This window comes from Peptoniphilus olsenii (genome assembly GCF_040545475.1).
GTDB lineage: Bacteria > Bacillota > Clostridia > Tissierellales > Peptoniphilaceae > Peptoniphilus_A > Peptoniphilus_A olsenii.
The window spans coordinates 118,626-138,002 of the sequence record NZ_JBEPMA010000003.1 but is presented as its reverse complement, the minus strand read 5'-3'; the positions used below and the strand labels follow the sequence as shown (position 1 = coordinate 138,002).

Below are 19,377 nucleotides of genomic sequence, written 5' to 3'. Positions count from 1 at the left end.
TTAATAAATGAATATAAGTACAAGTTACAAAACTAAATAGATTTATAAAATTTAGTATATTTCTAAATTTAAAGGTTTCAATTTGAATTTAAAGCCTCTCTTTTTGACTTTTATAAATACAATATTAAACGAAAATATATTATACAAATAGAAAACATTTACAAATATCAACAAACTATATTAAATTTCTTTTTAAAAAACAAAAATAAATTTGACTAATAGATTTAAAAGATATATATTAATATTAGCAATCTAATTGATTGAGTGCTAATTATTTTGGAAGGTGATTAAATGGAAACTAAAAAATTTAATGCTCAAACTGAAAGATTAATGGATTTAATGATAAATTCAATATATACAAATAAAGAAATATTCCTTAGAGAGTTAATTTCAAATGCAAGTGACTCCATGGATAAAATGTATTACATTGCATTAAATGACGATGATATCAAATTTGAACATGACGATTATTATATAAGAATAATACCTAATAAAGATGATAGAACCTTGACAATAGAAGACAATGGAATTGGAATGGCAGAGGACGAGTTAATTGACAATTTAGGTACAATTGCTAAATCCGGCTCAGAAGAATTTAAGAAAGCTAACAAAAAATCTGAAGAGTATGAAATCATAGGCCAATTTGGAGTTGGTTTTTATTCAGCCTTTATGGTGGCAGATAAAATTGAAGTTCTATCAAAATCTTACAAAGAAGATTCTGCACATCTTTGGACTTCAAAAGGAGCTAGTGGATATACAATAGAAGATGCAGAAAAAGAAAGCCACGGTACATCTATCAAATTATATTTAAGAGAAAATACAGATGATTATGAATATGATGAATTTTTAGAAGAATATCGAATTCGTGACCTCGTTTCACATTATTCAAACTACATTAGATATCCAATTAAAATGAATGTAGAAAAGCAAAGACCAACTGAAGATGCAACTGCAGAAGATCCAAAATTTGAAACTTACAGAGAAGACGATATACTAAACTCAACTGTTCCAATGTGGAGAAAAAATAAAAACGAGCTTACTGATGAAGACTACAATTTATTTTTTAAACAAAGACATTTTGGATTCGATGACCCAATTTCACATTTGCATATAAATGTAGAAGGATTGATAGCTTTTAAATCTATACTTTTTATTCCTTCAAAAAGACCTTATGACTTTTTCAATATAGAAAATAAAAGAGGATTAGAATTATATTCAAATGGCGTTCTTATAATGGAAAATTGTGAAGATTTACTACCACCATATCTTTCTTTTGTAAAAGGAGTTGTCGATTCAGAAGATATTTCATTAAATATATCTCGTGAAATGCTTCAAAAAACTAGAGAACTCGAACTAATAAAGAAGAACATAGAAAAGAAAGTTTTAGAAAAACTAACTCGATTATTAAAAGAAGACAGACAAAAATATAAAGAGTTCTTCAAGAATTTTGGTGTATTACTAAAATCTGGTGCATATGATAATTACGGACAAAATGCCGATAAATTAAAAGACTTATTTATATTCCCATCAACTAAAAGAGAAAGCACAACACTTAGAGAATATGTAGAAATATTAAAACCAGAACAAGAATATATTTACTATGTGAGTGGAAGCTCAGTAGATTCTGTAACCGAACTACCACAAATAAAATCATTCATAGATAAAGATTATGAAGTCTTAGTGTTTACAGACCCAATTGATGAATTTGTGATAAAAGTACTTGGAGAATACGACGGCAAGAAGTTTAAATCCATTTCCGAAACTTCAACTGATAATAGCGAAGAAAGTGCAACTGACACTGAAATAATAAAAGACATGTTAGAAATATTAAAAGATGAAGTCGTAGAAATAAGAGAAAATCCTAGCCTTAAAAATGACGCATCCTACTTGTCTAGTCGTGGTGAAATTTCAATAGAAATGGAAAAGACACTTAAAAATATGCCTGGAAATCAAAACTTCAAAGCAGAAAAAGTATTAGAAATAAATCCTAATCATCCAGCCTTTGAAAAATTAGAAAAATATAAATCAGAAGACGAAGACTTATTTAAAACTTACACTAATCTATTATATAACCAAGCAAGATTAATGGCAGGACTCACTATTGAAGACCCAATATCTTTTGCAAGGGATATATCAAAACTTATGTAAAAAAGATTATAAATAGTTAATTAATTATAAATAACAAAAAAGTAGTACGCCGAATGAATCAGTTTGGCATACTACTTTTTTTATTTTATTAATTTTTTCCTAATTACGCCTTTAGGATCTTTTACAAGAAGTATTACTGTCCAAATTACAAGTCCAAGCGCTACTACCGAAAGTCCTAAATAAAAATCATTTAACATATCTAAAGGATTGGGTGTGAAAAATTCTTCCCCAAGTTCTATATATTCGAAAATAGCATCAATAAACCACATAAGTGATGCTCCCCAATACATAAAACAAAGTGTGGATATTTTCATCTCATCTCTTTTCTCACTTTTGTACCATATTGCTGTAGATATTACAGCGGCAAAGACTGTCGTTAATAAGGTCATATGCTGGCATTCTCCTTATTTATCGAAGAATCAATTTGTCTATTTTCAATGCTATTTGAAATAAATACCATGAGTATCCATACTAATGTGACAATGACAGCCATAAGCACACCTACACTACTCATTTCTTTTAACATTTCTTTTGTTTCTCCATTTGAAACTGCAGTCAAAAATGGAAAAAATGGAACTACTTCTCCATGCCATATATGCTCAAAAGCAAGTAGCGCAGAACCTCCCCAAAGTAATTTATTTAACCAACCGAGTTTTGTAGAAAATTTAATTCCAATATCTTTTGCTCCATCTTCTTTTTTCTCAACTGCTTTTTTTATTGCAGTTGTCACCACTGCTTCTGTCGCAGGAACTATAAAACATCCCATATTATGTACCTCCTAATTATTGCATAAAAAAAAGTATACTCTTCCTCATTCTGAGAAATTATATACCTCCATGTGTATAAATTAAAATTTAAAAATTAAAAATTAAAAATAATGCTTCAGCACTTTTATTTGACTTCATGTCAATTTATTTTTATTTTACTCTCCTATAAAAAATATGTCAATGATATAAATAATTTATAATCATTTTCTATTTAATATTATTTTCTTTTAGTAGATTTTATATTAGCTATATTATTTACTCATATTCTAATTTTAACTAGATATAAGAATAAAAAAAGGATGGAAATCCACCCTTTCATATTATTCATATTGCAAATTTAAAAATTTGGTAAATTCTTTTTTAAACATCAACTCTATAGTTCCCGTAGGTCCATTTCTGTGTTTTGCTATTATTACCTCACCTATATTTGGCTTTTCGGTTTCTTCTTTAGTATAGTACTCATCTCTGAATAAAAACATTACAATATCAGCGTCTTGCTCTATTGCTCCTGATTCTCTTAAGTCAGATAGTATTGGTTTATGATCGGTTCTTAGTTCAGGTGCACGTGAAAGCTGCGACAATGCTATTACAGGTACATTTAATTCCTTTGCGATTGCTTTTAAGCTTCGTGAAATAGCAGAAATTTCTTGTTGTCTAGACTCAGATTTTGAACTCATTTGCATGAGTTGCAAATAATCTATAACTATTAAATCTAACCCTTTTTCAACTTTCATCCTTCGACATTTAGCTTTTAATTCAAGTGGTGATATACCTGCTGTGTCATCAATTTCCATTTTTAGATTGGATATTATTGGCATAGCATTGATTATTTTTGTCCATTCATCTTCGTTTAAATCCCCACTTATAACTTTTTGTAAATCGACATGAGCAGTCGAAGATATTATTCTTTGAAATAATTGATTTTTACTCATTTCAAGTGAAAATACTGCAACTGATGCTTCTCCTCTGAGTGCTGCATTAGTTGCTATATTTACCATGAGTGCAGTTTTACCCATTGAGGGACGTGCTGCTAATAGTATTAAGTCAGATTTTTGCAGCCCCGAAATTTTGCGGTCTAAATCAGTAAATCCTGTGGTAAGTCCTGTTAGTGCATTTGGATTTTGTGCTTTTTTCTCTAGTTCTGTAAAAGAATCTAGAGCAATTTCACGAATATTGACAAGCCCGTTTTGTGTATTGTCCTGAGTTATATCAAAGATAGATTTTTCGGCTGTTTCTATTAGAGGATCTACTTCTGCATCTGGTGCATATGCTGCTGAAATTATTTTATCCGACGCTCCAATTAAATCTCTAAGTATACCCTTTTCTTTTATTATTTTACAATAAGATTTTATATTAGAAATTGCAGTGACAGTGGAAGATAATTCTGCTAGATAAGTTATACCTCCTACTTCTTCGAGGGACTCGGTTTTTTTAAGTTCTTCTGCTATTGTTATTACATCGGCAGGTTCATTTCTGTTGTAGATATTTAAAATAGCATCATAAATCTTTCTGTGAGAATCTTGATAAAAATCACTTAATTTTATTAATTCAATTGAACTCGTGATTGCTTCCTTGGAGAGCATCATGGCTCCAAGAGCAGATTGTTCTGCCTCTAAGTTATGAGGTGGCAGATGCATATTTGTGCTATCAGCGAGATTTAGATCTTCCATTATTATCACTTAACTTTCTAATATAATTTATTAAGATTATGATTGTGGTCTTACATTTAATTTTAAAGTAGCTACAACATCTGGATATAATTTTATACTGATATTTTTGATTCCAGCTTCTTTTATATTTTCGTCTAATTCTATTTTTTTCTTGTCTACTTCAATTTTGTGTTCTTGTTTTAAAGCTTTTGCTATATCTATTGAAGTAATAGCTCCAAAAAGTCTGCCGCCTTCTCCAGCTTTTGCCATAACCGTTAAAGTTTCTGCCTCTATCTTCTTCTTTAACTCCAAAGCTTTTTGTCTATTTTCTTTTTCTATTTTTTCTTCTTCTTTTTTATTTTCTTCCCAAGCCTTCATGTTTTCTTCTGTCGCTTCAATTGCAATGCCTCTTGGCAACAAGAAATTACGTGCATATCCTGTTTTAGCTTGTACTATGCTTCCTTTTTTACCTAAATTTTTGTCATCTTTTATTAATATAACTTTCATTTATTCCTCTCTTTCATTTTCTTGTAAATATTCTTCGATTGCTTCAATTAGTACTTTCTCAGCTTCTTCTAAATCGGTAGTCTCAAGTTGGGCACCTGCCATATTTAAATGACCTCCGCCTCCAATTTTCTCCAATATTAATTGAACTGAAACTTCATTGCCTCTACTTCTACCAGAAATATGAGTTTTACCATCATTTATCGTCAACACAAATGATGCATCAATTCCATTTATATCCAATAATGCATCGGCAGCTTGAGCTGCAACTAATACTGAATTGTTAGCTTTTTTATCAAAAGTAGAAACCGCAATATTATCGTGAATTATTTTGGTGTTATGAATAACTTCTGCTCGGTACAAAAGTGTGTCAAAGTCATCTTGGAATAATGCCTTAACTTTAATCATATCAGCCCCTGCTCTTCTGAGTGTAGAAGCTGCTTCAAAAGTCCTAACTCCTGTTTGGAATGAGAAGTTCTTTGTGTCCACCACTATCCCACTCATGAGAGCATCCGCCTCAAAGTGAGTTAAATTTAAATCCTCTGACATATATGTTAACATCTCTGTGATAAGCTCACAAGTTGATGACGCATATGGCTCAACATATGTTAAAACTGGATTTTCAACAAATTCTTTGCCTCGTCTGTGGTGATCTATTACAACAATTTGTGCCGTTTTATCTAAAAGCTCAGGACATTCTGTAAATGTTGGTTTGTGATTGTCCACAAGTATAATTAGCGATGAATGTTTAATACTAGATAGCGCTGTCTCTTTAGAAATTATTTTTTTATAAAGTTCAGGCTCCTCTTCTTTCATTCTGGCAATTAAATTATCAATAGAAGGATTAGATTTTTCTAATACAATAAAACCTTCTTTGCCTATATTTATTGTAGCACGCAAACAACCAATGGATGCACCAATTGCGTCCATGTCAGGATTTTTGTGACCCATTATATAGACTGTTTCACTTCTGTCAATTAATTGTTTAAGTGCAATACCAAGAACTCTCGACTTAACTTTATTTCTCTTTTCCACAGCCTTAGATTTACCACCAAAGAATTCATAATTATCTTCAATTTTAACTACAGCTTGGTCTCCCCCACGCCCTAGTGCAAGATCTAGTGATGAGTCTGCTTCAATATAAGATTCTCTCAAATTAAGCCCATAAGAAGATACGCCAATTGAAAGAGTTATAGGTATTGAGTTACCTCTATTTAACTCCCTCAAATCATCAAGTATATCAAATCTTTTTAATTTGATAGAATTTAAAGATTTAAAATTCATTATAACAAGATATAAATCTTCGTCTGCCTTTCTAACAAGAGAATCATATTCTTCAAAATAATTTCTAATAGTAGAGTCTATTTCTGCAATTAAAAGTGGTCTTACTTGTGCAGGTGCCGAGTCCATGGCATCTGCAAAATTATCAACTTCAATTTTTGCAACAATTGGATATTCATCTTCATATTTTTCTTTTAAATTTTCATATGCAGAATTATCTACAAAATATAATAATATATTTGTACTATCTCCATCGCCAACCACATTGGCATAAACATCAAAAGTTCTGCTACCAACTTCTACCAAAAATGTATTAGCACCAGTCCTATTTAATATATTTTCCATCTCAATATCAGAAATTAAATTTTCAAAATCCTCATCCATAACATCAATATTGGAAAATAGATTAGAAAAAGGTGTATTATACCAAATTATTTTACCCTTATCATCTGTCACAACAAGGGGAAAAGGCATGTTGAAAATTACTTTTTTTGTCAAAGAGTCAAATCTCTCATTTAGACTCTCAATATATTGAAGTGTCTTTTTATTTTTATTTTCTATTTTTTTATCTGTAACAAACAAAACATATAGCATTGCAATAATAGCTATCACACCAGCAATAGGTTTAACTATTAATAGCGCTATAATTATAGCCGTTGAAAAAATAAAATATATAGAAAACTCATTAATTTTAAATTTATTTTTCATAATCTTAGTTCCTTAATTTTCTGAAATTAAAAATATAATCAAAAGCTCCAATAACTGCAACAAAAATTTGTAAAAATGAAAAAGTTATACAAAACATTACAAAAACACCTTGCATAAATCTTTTTACACCAAATCTTGTCAAATTAAATTTCACAACTCCAAGGCCTGTAGCAAATAAAAAGAATCCTATTATATTAACTAAATTTATATTAAATACTTCTGCCAAAGCCCCAAGATTGTCTTTGAAAATATATACACCTATTGCTGTAATTAATGATAATATAACAATATTTTGTGGTATTCTCAAAAATTCCAAAGAAGATGGTTGCGTTATAAATTTCCCCTTTGTTATCAAAGTTCGCCCCACCATTGTATAAGTTATATAACTTAGAATTAATGATGCGATTATCAAAATAGACGGCAAACTTTGTAAAAAGCTCCTATACATATATTGAAAATTCTGTTCTAAGCTAGATATTTCAGTTAAACTTAAATTTGTTTTCGTTGCTATTTCTTTATAGAAATTAGCTATATTAAGATAGGTGTCATTTGAATTTAATACTTCTGCATTTATTCCAAAAGCATACATCAATACTAAAATTGACGTAAAAAAAGTAAATGCAGTAACTATTATAGTTTGTGCAACTGATTTATTAGTTATAATCATGTAGTAGAACATGAGTATTAATGGAGCGAAAATAGTAAAAATCACAAGACCATATATTGCTCCAAACCCTAGACTTACCACACCTACAACAAGTGCAAGTGTGCCCATAACTTTTAATATACCTTCTTTTATCGACTCCACAATAAACATTGATGGAAATAAAATATATATGAATGGAAAAATTGCACCTATTATAGAGATAAAAATAGAGCGCAAAAATAATTTTACAAGACTTAAATAGTCAGTCTTCTTTTCCAATTAATCAACTCCTAACAAGTTAATTTTACCACAATGCGGCTATTTTATAAAGAAAGTTACGCAAATACATACACATGTCTGTATATACTAATTTTTGCAAATATCTATTATAAAATAATACAAGGCAAAGACAAATAATTTCTTCTTAATAAAATAAAAAACACACCGAAAATATTTCAATGTGCTTTATTATTAATATCATTTAAATTGTTGTTTGCTTTTTTACCATCAGAATTTAAATGATTAGAGTCTCTCTTTATACTTTCACGTCTTTCTTTATCTTCAAGATACTTTTGACGTTTTTCTTCGCTCATATTATCCAAATCTACATCTTCTGTGTAATTGTCACGCATCTGTTCAAAATCATCAATATATTTTTGAGCAGATACCTTATCAACCTTATAGTAATCAATTTTATTTCTAGTATAAGTAACTCCACCTAAAGATGCCATACTTATATCACTTTTATCCAGAGTAGTTCCATAATATGCCAAAAATGCCAATTCACCATAACTCATATCAGTTTCAATATGCCTATTTGCAATAGAAATTAATTTTGGCAATTTTAAAATCATTGATGGAGACTGCATCTTTTCGAATACTTTCATGATAAATGCTTGTTGTGCTTTTATTCTATCCAAATCCTGATCTTCATAGATTTTACGTATCCTCAAATATTTGACAGAATCCTCACCATTTAATAAATGTAAGCCCTCTTTGAAATCAATCTCTAAAGGTGGTATTGTAGAAGGGTCCGTATATTTATATTCCGGAGTATAAACTTCTATTCCACCGAGTGCATCCACAAGCTCTTTAACTGCATCATAATTTACTGTAATATAATGACTTATATCCACATCTAAAAAATCTTCAACAGTATCTACTTGCAAATCAATTCCACCTCTTGCATATGCGGCATTGATTTTATAATTATCATAACCCTTAATTTTTATATAAGTATCACGAGGTACAGACAAAAGTTGAACTTTATCTATCTTTGGATCTATCGACAAAATCATTATTGTATCAGCTCTTTGAGAATGATCAGTGTCATAAGTTACCTCACTTTGGTCTACTCCCAAAAGCATAATATGTACAATGTCTTTATCTTCATTAAATACTGAGACTTTTCTCGGTTCTGTATTATCGGTTTTGTTATCTTCGTTTTTATCGCCAATTAATTGAGCACCACGCGGAGAAAACATAAAAGTAAGTCCCAATGCTCCAAGTAAAAATACTACAGTGACAAAAACAAATATTCTATAAACATATTTCATAGAAACCTCCTTTAATAAGTCTATATAAAAAAGTCAAATTTTTCAATAGTTTTTCCAAATTTTAACACTCATTATATTTTGCAAATTAGAGGATGAATAAGTTTACATGAAATTGATAAAATAAAACATAACCATAAATAATATCTCTTAACATAAAAGAATATAGATATTCCATTAACTATTAGAATCAACAAAAGAATAAAATTTTTTCTTGCAAAATTATACAATAATTGTCACTTTCTCATTTAAAATTTTTATATTAATCTATATTTTAATTTTCTATAATTATGGGTTAATATATAGATATGAAAGTTTTATTAGACTCTGACGGTGCATCCGTAAGAGAGATTACTCAAAAAGTTTGCAAGAAATTTAATATACCTCTCTTCTTAGTTAAAAACTATACTCAGGATTTTGACATATTTTATGGAAATATTGTAAATGTTGATATTTCAAAAGAGGCTGCTGATTTATGGATAGTAAATCATGCTACAAGTAATGATTTAGTAATTACAAATGATAAGGGACTATCTTCAATGGCTCTTGCCAAAAAAGCTGTTGTTTTAGATTTTAGCGGAAAAATTATCAATAACAATAATATACTTGGGTATCTAGAGAATAGGCATATTTCTCGCATACTCAGAAAAGATGGGATTTATACTAAAATACCGAAAAGAAAAAAATCAGAAAATAACAAATTTGAACTTGAACTAACTAAAATTTTAAGGAGAATGAATATGTATAAGTTTTTTATTTCGAGTTTATGTCCTGATTGCCCACCTGCTATTGAATTAGTAAAAGAAAAGGGCATTGATGTTGAAACAATCGATATTACTTCTAGCATGAAAAATTTGAAAGAATTTTTAAATCATAGAGATAATTCAGATGCTTTTGATGAAATTGTAGAAAATAATATGGTGGGAGTTCCATGTCTTTACAAAGATGGCAGATATTTCTTCTTTGATTATGATATTGATGATTTTATAAATGCAGATTAATTTGATTTTGAATAAATTATAAAAATGAAGTTTAAGTACAACAAAAACTTCTCCGATTGTAATACTGGGCGAATGAGTTTAGTATAGAAATCTAAATTGGAGGAGTTTTTATATTTATTTAATTTGATATATATTTTTATTGTTTGAACACTTTTTTAAGCCTTTACAGATTCTCTCCAACACATGCAGATCCTTCGACTTCAGAAATCTTCTCAGATTTCTTTCGCTCAGGATGACTTGGGGCGGGGAAAGTATTTTTGACTTGATAAATTTCAAAAAAATACTTTTAAATAGTAGTAATATAGAAGCAAAAAAAACTTCTACACTCTGTCATTCCGAGCGAAAAACCCGAAGGGTTTGAAGTCGAGGAATCTGCCTGTATAGTAGCCGCTCTGTAAGAACAAATATAATACTTTTCTTATTATTCCTATCATTACCCTTTCTATTTCACCTAAACAAATTTTCCCACTACATGCAAGATTCTTTATGCGTTTGCAACGCTTCTTAGTCGAGATGACATTGGAAAGGGCAACGACAACGCCCACAACTGTCATTCCGAGTGAAAGAAAATTCGTAAGATTTTTTTGTAATCGCCGTGTACTCCAAGAGTGAGGAATCTACCTATAAAGGTATCCCTCTGAATAAATAAAAATTTTATTCTTAATTGATATAAAAAATATAATTTCTATCAATAAATAACTCTTCTTCACAAATTTAAAAACAGCGCAGAAAATTTTTACGCTGTTTTTTATATTATTTTATTTGTGATAAGGGTGATTATTCATTATTCTAAAGGCTCTATATATTTGTTCTATTAATATCACTCGCATGAGTTTGTGTGGAAAAGTCATTTTGGAAAAACTAAGCTTATAGTCTGCTTTTTTTAAAACTTCGCTCGATAGTCCAAGGCTTCCACCTATTATAAAATTAATATCACTGTAACCGAAAATCATCGCATCTTCTATTATATTAGAGAACTTAACTGAATCAATACTCTTGCCTTTTATATCAAGTGCTATGGTGTAGGAGTTATTTTTAATTTTAGATAATATTTTTTCTCCTTCTATATTCTTTACTTTCTCCATATCTTTGTCAGATAAGTTTTCTGGGCAAGGCTCGTCATTTATTTCAATGATTCTCAAATCTGCATAGTTAGAGAGCATCTTTTTGTACTCTGTTATAGCTTCTTTAAAATAATTTTCTTTAATCTTACCTACAGATATTATATTAATTTGCATTAAGCTAATTTTTGTGCTGCTTCTATTGCCGCATCGAAATTAACTTCGTTTGTTGCCTCTTCTACATACTCTGTATAAGCTACTTTGCCATCTTTATCGACAATTATTACTCCTCTTGCAAGAAGTGCTAATTCTTCTATCAAGAAACCATATTTTTCTCCAAACTCTTTGTATCTATAGTCTGAAATAATATCGGCATTATCAATTCCCTTTGCTGCACAAAATCTTTCTTGGGCAAAAGGAAGGTCAACTGTTACTGTGTAGATTACAACATCATCCGAAAGTTCAGTGGCTCTTTCATTAAAAGTTTGTGCTTGAATTGAACAAACTGAAGTATCAATTGAAGGTGCAACTGAATAAATTACAATTTTACCTTTTGTTTCTTTTGAATCAAACTCAGATAAATCTGTTTTAATTGCTTTAAATTCTGGAGCTACATCTCCAACTTTTACTTGAGATCCAACTAATGTTACTTCTTTTCCACCAAATTTTATTTTCATAATATCCTCCTAATTTTGTTTCGTTAACTATCACTACTATTTATATCCAGTTTACTTGTCATTATAACATTTCATTGCAATTAATTTGTTATATAGTACAATATAAATTGATTATTTAATATGGAAGTGAAAGATTTGAAATATAAAAATAAAGCAGTAGTTTTAGGCACAAATTATTATATAGGTCTTGGCGTGGTAAGAAGTCTTGGCATGAGTGGTGTTCATGTTGTTACGGTTGATTATGAAAAGCATCACTATGGTGTGAGTAAATATGTAAAAGAAAGATTGATTGGCCCTCATTACAAAAATGAGGAAAAGGAACTTGTCCAATTTTTGATTGATTATTCAAAAAAACAAGATTTCAAGCCTGTGTTATTTCCAACAGCGGATTTATATGTTGAATTTATGGAAAATAATTATGATGAGTTAAAAAAATATTACCTTTGGCCAAACGAAAGAAAAGGCTTATATAAAAATTTGATGGACAAAGAAAAGTTACTGGAATACACAAAAAAATATAATATTAGAACTCCCGAGATTTATCCTATTGATGAATACGAAGTTGACGAGTTAGTGAAAAAAGTCACACAAGAATTTGGCTACCCTTGTCTGGTAAAACCACGAGACTCTATGCCTTTTGTTAATGCTTATAGACAAAAAGCTTTTAAAGTGTTGACAGAAGATGAGCTTCGCGAAAAAATTAATCTTGTCAAAAAAGATAATCACAACTGCTTTATTCAAAGAATAATAAAAGGTCCTGAAAGCAATTGTTATTCTTTTGATGTCTATATGGACAAAAATTATGAACCTGTGAGTTTTATGACAACTTCTAAAATTAGACAATGGCCAATAAACTTTGGAGCAAGCACTTATGCTAAACAAGAATATATCCCTGAGCTTTACGATATGCTTGTGCCTTTATTTAAAGGTGAAAAATTTAGGGGTTTTGCAGAAGTTGAACTAAAAAGAGATGAAAATAGTGGTCTAATTTATTTAGTTGAAATAAATGTTAGATTTGTAAATTTTGTTTGGCTCCAACATGAAATGGGCATGAATACACCTCTTATGTATTTTAAGGATTCTCTTGGAATGGAAGTATCTGGACCTAAGATTACAGAGAATAAAGAGGTATATTGGAAATATTTATATGAAGATATATCTGCCATAAGAGCGTATCTAAAAACAGGTCAGTTGACTTGGGGCGATATTTTAAAAACTCATAGATTAAAAAAAGTTGCTTGTACATGGAATGCTAAAGATCCAGGCCCTGGATTTAGTTTTTTCAAATGGGCTATTGCACATAAATTATTTAAAAAGGATTAAAAAAACTGTCATCCTTTTTTGGGGTGACAGTTTCTTTTTATAACCAATACTCGTATTAGAGCTTATACATCTTATTTTAAATGATGTAGTCTTTTTACAAAATTATATATCCCCACCCTTCTATTTTAAATTTAAAAATACTAACTTCTTAGGATAAAGATTGATTAAACCCAATTACTAGGAAGGTGAATTATGAAAAACAGAATTATTTCTTTATTTTTGGTTTTTATTTTTATCTTCAACCTATCTGCTGGCGTTTTTGCTAAAGAGGCTGTAGATAACAAAAATAATATCGAAAATAAAATTACTAAATTATTAGAAAAAAATATTATAACGGGTTATCCTGACAAAAGTTTAGGGCTTAATAGAAATATAACTAGAGCAGAAATATTAAAAACTATTGTTGCAAGCCTTGGATTTCTTGAAGAGTCAAACAAGTTGAAAGGAAAAAATAAACCCTTTGTAGACGTTGATGAAAATCACTGGGCAAATGGAATAATCGCATGGGCAAAGAATTCAAGTTTAAAAAATGGCATTGGAATAATACATGGATATCCAGACGGCACTTTCAAACCTGAAAATAATATTACAGTTGCAGAACTCATTACAATTTTAGCGTTGGCAGCTAAAGATGATGTAAATCTTGAAGATATAAAAAATGCTAATTATCCTGACACTTATATTAATTGTGCCACTGAACTAAAAATTATAGGTCCTGAAAGTGGCATTAAAAATATAAATCTGGATGAAAAAGCAACTAGAAAATTGTCTTTTGAAATGGTATATAACTTTATGCAATCAAAAATTTGATAGAAAAAGATAATAAAGATACTGCTAGAAAAACGATAATTAAATCTACTCACAAAAGTAAAAATAGAAACGAAAATAATTGGTCTATGAGTTCAAAAATTAAACTAGAAAAAGATAAATTAATAAACACAATTGCAGATGCCAAAAGAAAAGCTATGCAAGATGATTTATTTACAAAAGATTCAATTGAAAATTTAAAATATTATATAAATTTAGCAGAAAACAATCTAGAAAAAGCTACAATACAAAAAGATATTGATGTTCCCTACAAAAAACTGGTATTAGCTATAAATAATTTGAAAATTAAAGACAATCTGTCAAATACTCCTAAATCAAGCACAAATGCATTAAAAGAAAAGATAAATATTGCAGAACTAAAAACTAAAGAAATTTCTAAATATACTCACGATTCTATAGAAAATTTAATAAAAGAAATAGAAAAAGCAAAGATATTGCTTGAAAAAAATGACATTACTAAAACTGAAGTAGAAGGCGCTATCAAAATGTTGGATTCTGCTATGAATAATTTAAAAACTGAAGATTTAAAAGATAAGCCATCTAGCGATGACGAAGAAGTAGTCGCTGATAAAATTGCCATTTTAATTTCAAAAGAAAAAGAATATTATATCGGCGATAGTGTATTTATAGAAGAAGAAACCGACTACAATTATTTTGATAATCCTTCTACAAATTCTATTCAAATTTTAGTTAATAATAAAACTCTTAAACAAGAAGATTTTTTAATAACTAAATCTGAACAATCAGAAAAATCATTTCTAATCGTTAAATCTAGCGTATTTGCTGAGGAAGGTAAATATTCTATAATAATAAAAGAAGATGGATTTATAGATTCAAAATTAGAAATTAATATAAAGAACCCGCCTGAAGAAATAAATCTAGATAATCTATTGAGTTTATTGGAAGAAACAACAAAGTATTCAAAAGACAATTATACAAAAGATAGTTTTGATGCTCTACAAAATGAAATTCTAAAGTCTAAAGCTTTAATTGAAAAATCTAAAGAAGATTTAAAACAAAAAGAAATTGACGAACAAGAAAATAACTTAAAATCTGCTATTGATAATTTAAAAGAGAAGGAAGATGACAATGATTTGAATATAAATCTATCTTTTAAATTTCAAAATCCAAATATAGCCTTTATGGCAAATGCTCCCATAATGTATAGAACAGATATAGCCGATGCTACCGTTTCAAATTATCCATCTAATCCCTACGGAAATGACAATTATAAGTGGGATAAATACAATATAGAAGCAAATTATATGACAAAGATTTCTGATAAAAAATCTATCGGCATAAGATTTGAACCCTTTGACTACGACTCTCACTTAAACGAGCATACTATTAAAATTAATGGAGAAAAAATAGACACAAAAGACCTTGATTTCATTAAATCTCCTACAGGTAAAATTAGTCCCGTAATTATTTTTAGACCAACTGATGTGTGGGATAATTATAAAGATATACCTTATTCTAGCGAAGAAATAAACTTAGAATTAAAAAGCGTAATAGATATCGAGATTTCATTAAATAAAAAAGAAAATATCGAGGATACAGGCAATGAAAATGATGAAGAATTAGATTCTCTTGACGATATATATGTCTATACAGATTTAAGTGGTAGAGGTTATAAGTCATATAAAGGAGAAATAGACCGCACAAAAAGCAAAACGCCAGTTTTCGGCGATTTTAGAGCTATAGAACTTTTTACAAAGAAGAATGGGGTAGTTGAAATTGACGATGATATAGATGTTTTTGACGAATTAGCAGCTATTAAAGGTTTCACTTATTTTACTATTGAAGATCCAGACCTAGACGAAGATGAATTACAAAATATAAAAAAATACACTAAAGATGAAATAAAAAATTTAGAAGTTAGTTCAGATTTATATAAAGAATTCATAACTCCAGGAGAGCCTACTGACTATGCAATAAAAGTAGTTGCACATTATGACAAAAGTGCAGAAAAAAATATTGGATTTGTAAAAAGTGTTTCTACAAATCAAGCATATAGTATGATAAAAAATAATTATTTTATATCAAATGAAAAACAAATAACAGTTGACAATTTAAAAGTATTTGATGTCAGAACAGATGGAGAATTTGACGAATCTAGACTCGCAGTTAAGGATTTATTGCACAAAAATTGGTTGTCACCTAAAGACGAATTTGAAAATTATTTAAGTAAATTAAATAAACAAGACACTTATCTTCTCTATTGCAGGACTCAATCTCGTTCCAAAGAAGCTGCAGAATTTATGCATTCAAAAGGTTTTAAAAAAATCTATTTTATGGACGGTGGCATTACCAAATGGTTAAATGAAGATAAAAAAGATTTTACATTTATACCCGAGAATCCTTTAGCTTTCTATTTAAATATAATTGGTGAAAAACCAGAAATAGCAAAAGGCGAAAATATAAAAGGAAAAGTTACCTTGACAAACACTAACACAAAAAAACAGGTATAAGAAAGCAAAATATAAGTATTAGTCTATTACAAGGAGAAAAAGTCATAGAAAATAAAAATATGACAACTGATGATAATGGTATAGTTGATTTTTCATTTGAAAATAATTTAGAAGAAGCTAATAGAGATAATATATTTAAATTAATATCGAGTGGAACAAATCCCGAGAATACGCAAGCCATAAATATGATAAAAGATAATTATGGCAAAAATATACTTCAATACAAAGTAAAAAATAAAAATGGTGAGGAAGTATCTTTGGGAAATTTAAATATTGACAATGAAAAACCTACTGTAGTTATTTTTTCGTATCCAATGTGTGGCGGATGCCAAGATATGATGAAATTTATGTCAAAGATAAATCACGATAAGTATAATTTAATAGAAGTTATAACTTCTGTTAATAACAATAACTTTAAAGAAAATGTAGAAAATACTGAAAAAATATTCAATAACTTAGGAGCAGAAAATCTCTTGGAGCATATAGTATATGACGGGGCGGACCTCATTTGGCAGACTAGACTTAATCTGAAAACTACACCTAATATCTTATTCTTAGATAAATACGGCAGACTAATAGGTGCAAGTGGAAAACTCACTCCTATAGAATTTAACGATTCAATGAAATTATACTGTGATGTCGATGATGCTGTTGAAGGAAAATCTCTAGGAGATATAGTATTAGAAGAAGGTATAGCCATGGCAAAGCCATTCAAAACAATATATGGACAAGATTTATCACAATTTGAACTTACAAATATGATGACAGGAAAAAAAGAAACACTTGAAAAAATTGTAGGCAAAGGAAATGACAAACCTATTTTAATTAGTTTAGGAACAAGTAGTTGCTCTAATTGTGTTAACTCTTGGAAAACTTTTCCCAACGAAGAGCTAGAAGATTTTACATTGATAGAAGGCTTAATAGATGATTATAGCGAAGAAAAAGCATCAGACCTTAAAAAACAATTAATAAGACAGCATTTCCAAACTGATGAAAATGACAAAAGACTTGAGCATTTTTATTACGATGCTTATTCCATTTTTTCACTACCAAACAAATTAGACTCATCAGTTATGTTTACAGGAACACCCGTTGGTATTATATTTGACAAAGACTTCAAAGTTAGAAATTATGTAGATTTTCCATCTTATACTGAAAAAACACGTGAGAAAATTAAAAGAGTGGCCGAAAGCGTCTATAAAGATTAATTTTATTAATAATAACCAAAAAATAATTACTAAACTTTATATAAAAATTAAAGAATTTGGGACTTCTATTTATTTTAAAGTCCCAAATTCTTTATTTATTAACAATATATAATTATTTTAATGAATCTACTCCAAATTCGTCATTTCCAAGGACAATATCTTCACCTTCAAGAATTTTATTCATTGTTCTTACAGCACACATTTCTCCACACATTGTACAAGAATCGTCAATTTCGGGAGTACTCATTTCACGATACTTTTTAGGCTTTACTGGATCAAGTGCAAGCTCAAACATTTTTTCCCAATCCAATTCTTGACGTGCTTTACTCATTTTATCATCCCAATCACTTGCATTTTCAATTTTTGCCATATCACCAGCATGAGCAGCTATTTTTGCAGCAATAATTCCTTCACGCACATCATTTTCATCAGGAAGCTTCAAATGTTCTGCAGGAGTTACATAACATAAAAAATCTGCTCCACTTGCTGCAGCAAGTGCTCCACCTATTGCCGATGTAATGTGATCATATCCTGGTGCTATATCGGTAACAAGTGGTCCCAAAACATAAAAAGGTGCTCCATGACAGAGTCTTTTTTCAAGCTCCACATTCATTCTTATCTGATTAATTGGTACATGTCCTGGACCTTCAATCATTACTTGAACATTTCTTTCCCAAGCTCTTTTTGTCAGTTCCCCTAATGTAATTAACTCAGCAATTTGTGAAGCATCAGTAGCATCATATGTCGAACCAGGTCTTAAAGAATCCCCAAGTGAAATTGTCACGTCATATTCTTCACAAATATCTAGAACCTCATCAAAATATTCATAAAAAGGATTTTCTCTATCATTCATATACATCCATCCAAATAATAGAGAACCTCCCCTACTTACAATATTAGTAAGTCTATTATTTCTTCTAAATATTTCGGCATTAGCTTTATTTATGCCAGCATGAATTGTGACAAAATCTACTCCATCTTCAGCATGAACCCTTAGAACTTCCAAAAATTCTTTAGCCTCAATATAAGTAAGCCCTTTTTCTAAAAAACCCACTGCATCATACATTGGAACAGTACCAATCATAGCTGTAGACATTCCAATCAACTTTCTACGAAACTCCATTGTCTTTCCATAGTTGGACAAATCCATTATGGCCTCTGCTTTCATATCAATTGCACTTTGAGCTTTTTTCAACTCTAAATCTATATCGTATGAATCTTTACTAATTCCCAAATTTACATTTATCTTTGTGCGAAGACCTTCCCCAATTCCTTCAGGAGAAATTGATTTGTGGTTTTTATTGCAAGGGATACACACTCGTCCTCTTGCTATTAAATCACGAAGTCTTTGTACTTCAATATTTTCTTTTTTAGCTACAATCTCCATCTCTTTGGTAATAATACCTTTTTTTGCAGCATCCATTTGTGTAGTGTAGTTCATATTTACCTCCAAAATAAAAAAACTCCCAAAAAGGGAGTAAACAATTTCTTTCCTACGCGGGCATTATCCCACAGGTTCAATGGTCAAACTCGAAGTTTTTCTCAGCAAATA

Annotated in this window: 16 protein-coding genes; 6 read left to right on the top strand and 10 right to left on the bottom strand. The window is 29.6% G+C overall.

Going from position 1 to position 19,377, the window contains the following annotated elements; translation table 11 throughout:
* Positions 1-291 precede the first annotated feature (291 nt).
* Positions 292-2,148 (top strand): molecular chaperone HtpG, encoded by a 1,857-nt coding sequence (htpG, locus tag ABID14_RS03945; protein ID WP_354367352.1) that lies wholly within the window; start codon positions 292-294, stop codon positions 2,146-2,148.
* An 80-nt stretch (positions 2,149-2,228) separates the two neighbouring features.
* Here htpG and ABID14_RS03940 read toward each other — a convergent pair whose 3' ends face one another.
* From ABID14_RS03940 to ABID14_RS03910, 7 genes are all read right to left on the bottom strand, one after another.
* A complete protein-coding gene (locus tag ABID14_RS03940) occupies positions 2,229-2,537 on the bottom strand; it encodes a hypothetical protein (protein WP_354367350.1) in 309 nt (102 codons plus the stop codon).
* Positions 2,534-2,914 carry a hypothetical protein gene (locus ABID14_RS03935; RefSeq protein ID WP_354367348.1) on the bottom strand — a complete coding sequence of 127 codons (381 nt, stop codon included), beginning with the start codon at positions 2,912-2,914 and terminating at the stop codon, positions 2,534-2,536. The genes ABID14_RS03940 and ABID14_RS03935 overlap by 4 nt, the downstream gene beginning before the upstream one ends.
* Positions 2,915-3,235: 321 nt before the next feature.
* The gene (dnaB, locus tag ABID14_RS03930; RefSeq protein WP_354367346.1) at positions 3,236-4,585 is read right to left on the bottom strand and encodes a replicative DNA helicase; all 1,350 of its coding nucleotides are present in this window, start codon (positions 4,583-4,585) and stop codon (positions 3,236-3,238) included.
* A gap of 36 nt (positions 4,586-4,621) precedes the next feature.
* Positions 4,622-5,071 carry a 50S ribosomal protein L9 gene (gene rplI / locus ABID14_RS03925; protein ID WP_354367344.1) on the bottom strand — a complete coding sequence of 150 codons (450 nt, stop codon included), beginning with the start codon at positions 5,069-5,071 and terminating at the stop codon, positions 4,622-4,624.
* Positions 5,072-7,057 carry a DHH family phosphoesterase gene (locus tag ABID14_RS03920; protein ID WP_354367342.1) on the bottom strand — a complete coding sequence of 662 codons (1,986 nt, stop codon included), beginning with the start codon at positions 7,055-7,057 and terminating at the stop codon, positions 5,072-5,074.
* 4 nt (positions 7,058-7,061) lie between these two features.
* Positions 7,062-7,982, bottom strand: coding sequence for a DUF2232 domain-containing protein (locus ABID14_RS03915; RefSeq protein ID WP_354367340.1), 921 nt, complete (start codon positions 7,980-7,982; stop codon positions 7,062-7,064).
* A gap of 176 nt (positions 7,983-8,158) precedes the next feature.
* Entirely contained in the window at positions 8,159-9,259 is a 1,101-nt protein-coding gene (locus ABID14_RS03910; RefSeq protein WP_354367338.1) for an LCP family protein, read from the bottom strand.
* A 305-nt stretch (positions 9,260-9,564) separates the two neighbouring features.
* Between ABID14_RS03910 and ABID14_RS03905 the strand changes: the two genes are divergently transcribed.
* Positions 9,565-10,257, top strand: a complete 693-nt coding sequence (locus ABID14_RS03905; protein WP_354367336.1) for a DUF188 domain-containing protein — start codon at positions 9,565-9,567, stop codon at positions 10,255-10,257.
* A gap of 758 nt (positions 10,258-11,015) precedes the next feature.
* On the opposite strand, the gene rlmH is transcribed toward ABID14_RS03905, so the two are convergent.
* Both rlmH and tpx read right to left on the bottom strand, forming a co-directional pair.
* A complete protein-coding gene (gene rlmH / locus ABID14_RS03900; protein ID WP_354367334.1) occupies positions 11,016-11,495 on the bottom strand; it encodes a 23S rRNA (pseudouridine(1915)-N(3))-methyltransferase RlmH in 480 nt (159 codons plus the stop codon).
* A complete protein-coding gene (gene tpx / locus ABID14_RS03895) occupies positions 11,495-11,995 on the bottom strand; it encodes a thiol peroxidase (RefSeq protein WP_354367332.1) in 501 nt (166 codons plus the stop codon). Before tpx ends, rlmH begins: the two co-directional genes overlap by 1 nt.
* Positions 11,996-12,121: 126 nt before the next feature.
* Here tpx and ABID14_RS03890 point away from each other — a divergent pair, with 126 nt between their 5' ends.
* The 4 genes from ABID14_RS03890 (at position 12,122) to ABID14_RS03875 (ending at position 17,825) form a co-directional block, all read left to right on the top strand.
* On the top strand, positions 12,122-13,318 hold the full coding sequence (locus ABID14_RS03890; protein WP_354367519.1) for a carboxylate--amine ligase: 1,197 nt from the start codon (positions 12,122-12,124) through the stop codon (positions 13,316-13,318).
* A 192-nt stretch (positions 13,319-13,510) separates the two neighbouring features.
* Positions 13,511-14,128 (top strand): S-layer homology domain-containing protein, encoded by a 618-nt coding sequence (locus tag ABID14_RS03885; RefSeq protein WP_354367330.1) that lies wholly within the window; start codon positions 13,511-13,513, stop codon positions 14,126-14,128.
* Positions 14,125-16,617 (top strand): rhodanese-like domain-containing protein, encoded by a 2,493-nt coding sequence (locus ABID14_RS03880; RefSeq protein WP_354367328.1) that lies wholly within the window; start codon positions 14,125-14,127, stop codon positions 16,615-16,617. The genes ABID14_RS03885 and ABID14_RS03880 overlap by 4 nt, the downstream gene beginning before the upstream one ends.
* Positions 16,618-16,676: 59 nt before the next feature.
* Positions 16,677-17,825: a TlpA family protein disulfide reductase gene (locus ABID14_RS03875; RefSeq protein WP_354367326.1), complete on the top strand. Its 1,149-nt coding sequence runs from the start codon at positions 16,677-16,679 to the stop codon at positions 17,823-17,825.
* 112 nt (positions 17,826-17,937) lie between these two features.
* Here ABID14_RS03875 and thiC read toward each other — a convergent pair whose 3' ends face one another.
* Complete coding sequence (gene thiC, locus ABID14_RS03870) at positions 17,938-19,266, bottom strand: phosphomethylpyrimidine synthase ThiC (protein WP_354367324.1); 1,329 nt, start codon at positions 19,264-19,266, stop codon at positions 17,938-17,940.
* Positions 19,267-19,377 lie beyond the last annotated feature (111 nt).

Coding starts and splice junctions, on each gene's coding strand:
- rlmH (WP_354367334.1), bottom strand. CDS start 11,495: ATGCAAATTAATATAATATCTGTAGGTAAGATTAAAGAAAATTATTTT.
- ABID14_RS03920 (WP_354367342.1), bottom strand. CDS start 7,057: ATGAAAAATAAATTTAAAATTAATGAGTTTTCTATATATTTTATTTTT.
- ABID14_RS03940 (WP_354367350.1), bottom strand. CDS start 2,537: ATGACCTTATTAACGACAGTCTTTGCCGCTGTAATATCTACAGCAATA.
- tpx (WP_354367332.1), bottom strand. CDS start 11,995: ATGAAAATAAAATTTGGTGGAAAAGAAGTAACATTAGTTGGATCTCAA.
- ABID14_RS03935 (WP_354367348.1), bottom strand. CDS start 2,914: ATGGGATGTTTTATAGTTCCTGCGACAGAAGCAGTGGTGACAACTGCA.
- thiC (WP_354367324.1), bottom strand. CDS start 19,266: ATGAACTACACTACACAAATGGATGCTGCAAAAAAAGGTATTATTACC.
- ABID14_RS03885 (WP_354367330.1), top strand. CDS start 13,511: ATGAAAAACAGAATTATTTCTTTATTTTTGGTTTTTATTTTTATCTTC.
- ABID14_RS03905 (WP_354367336.1), top strand. CDS start 9,565: ATGAAAGTTTTATTAGACTCTGACGGTGCATCCGTAAGAGAGATTACT.
- rplI (WP_354367344.1), bottom strand. CDS start 5,071: ATGAAAGTTATATTAATAAAAGATGACAAAAATTTAGGTAAAAAAGGA.
- dnaB (WP_354367346.1), bottom strand. CDS start 4,585: ATGGAAGATCTAAATCTCGCTGATAGCACAAATATGCATCTGCCACCT.
- ABID14_RS03910 (WP_354367338.1), bottom strand. CDS start 9,259: ATGAAATATGTTTATAGAATATTTGTTTTTGTCACTGTAGTATTTTTA.
- ABID14_RS03875 (WP_354367326.1), top strand. CDS start 16,677: ATGACAACTGATGATAATGGTATAGTTGATTTTTCATTTGAAAATAAT.
- htpG (WP_354367352.1), top strand. CDS start 292: ATGGAAACTAAAAAATTTAATGCTCAAACTGAAAGATTAATGGATTTA.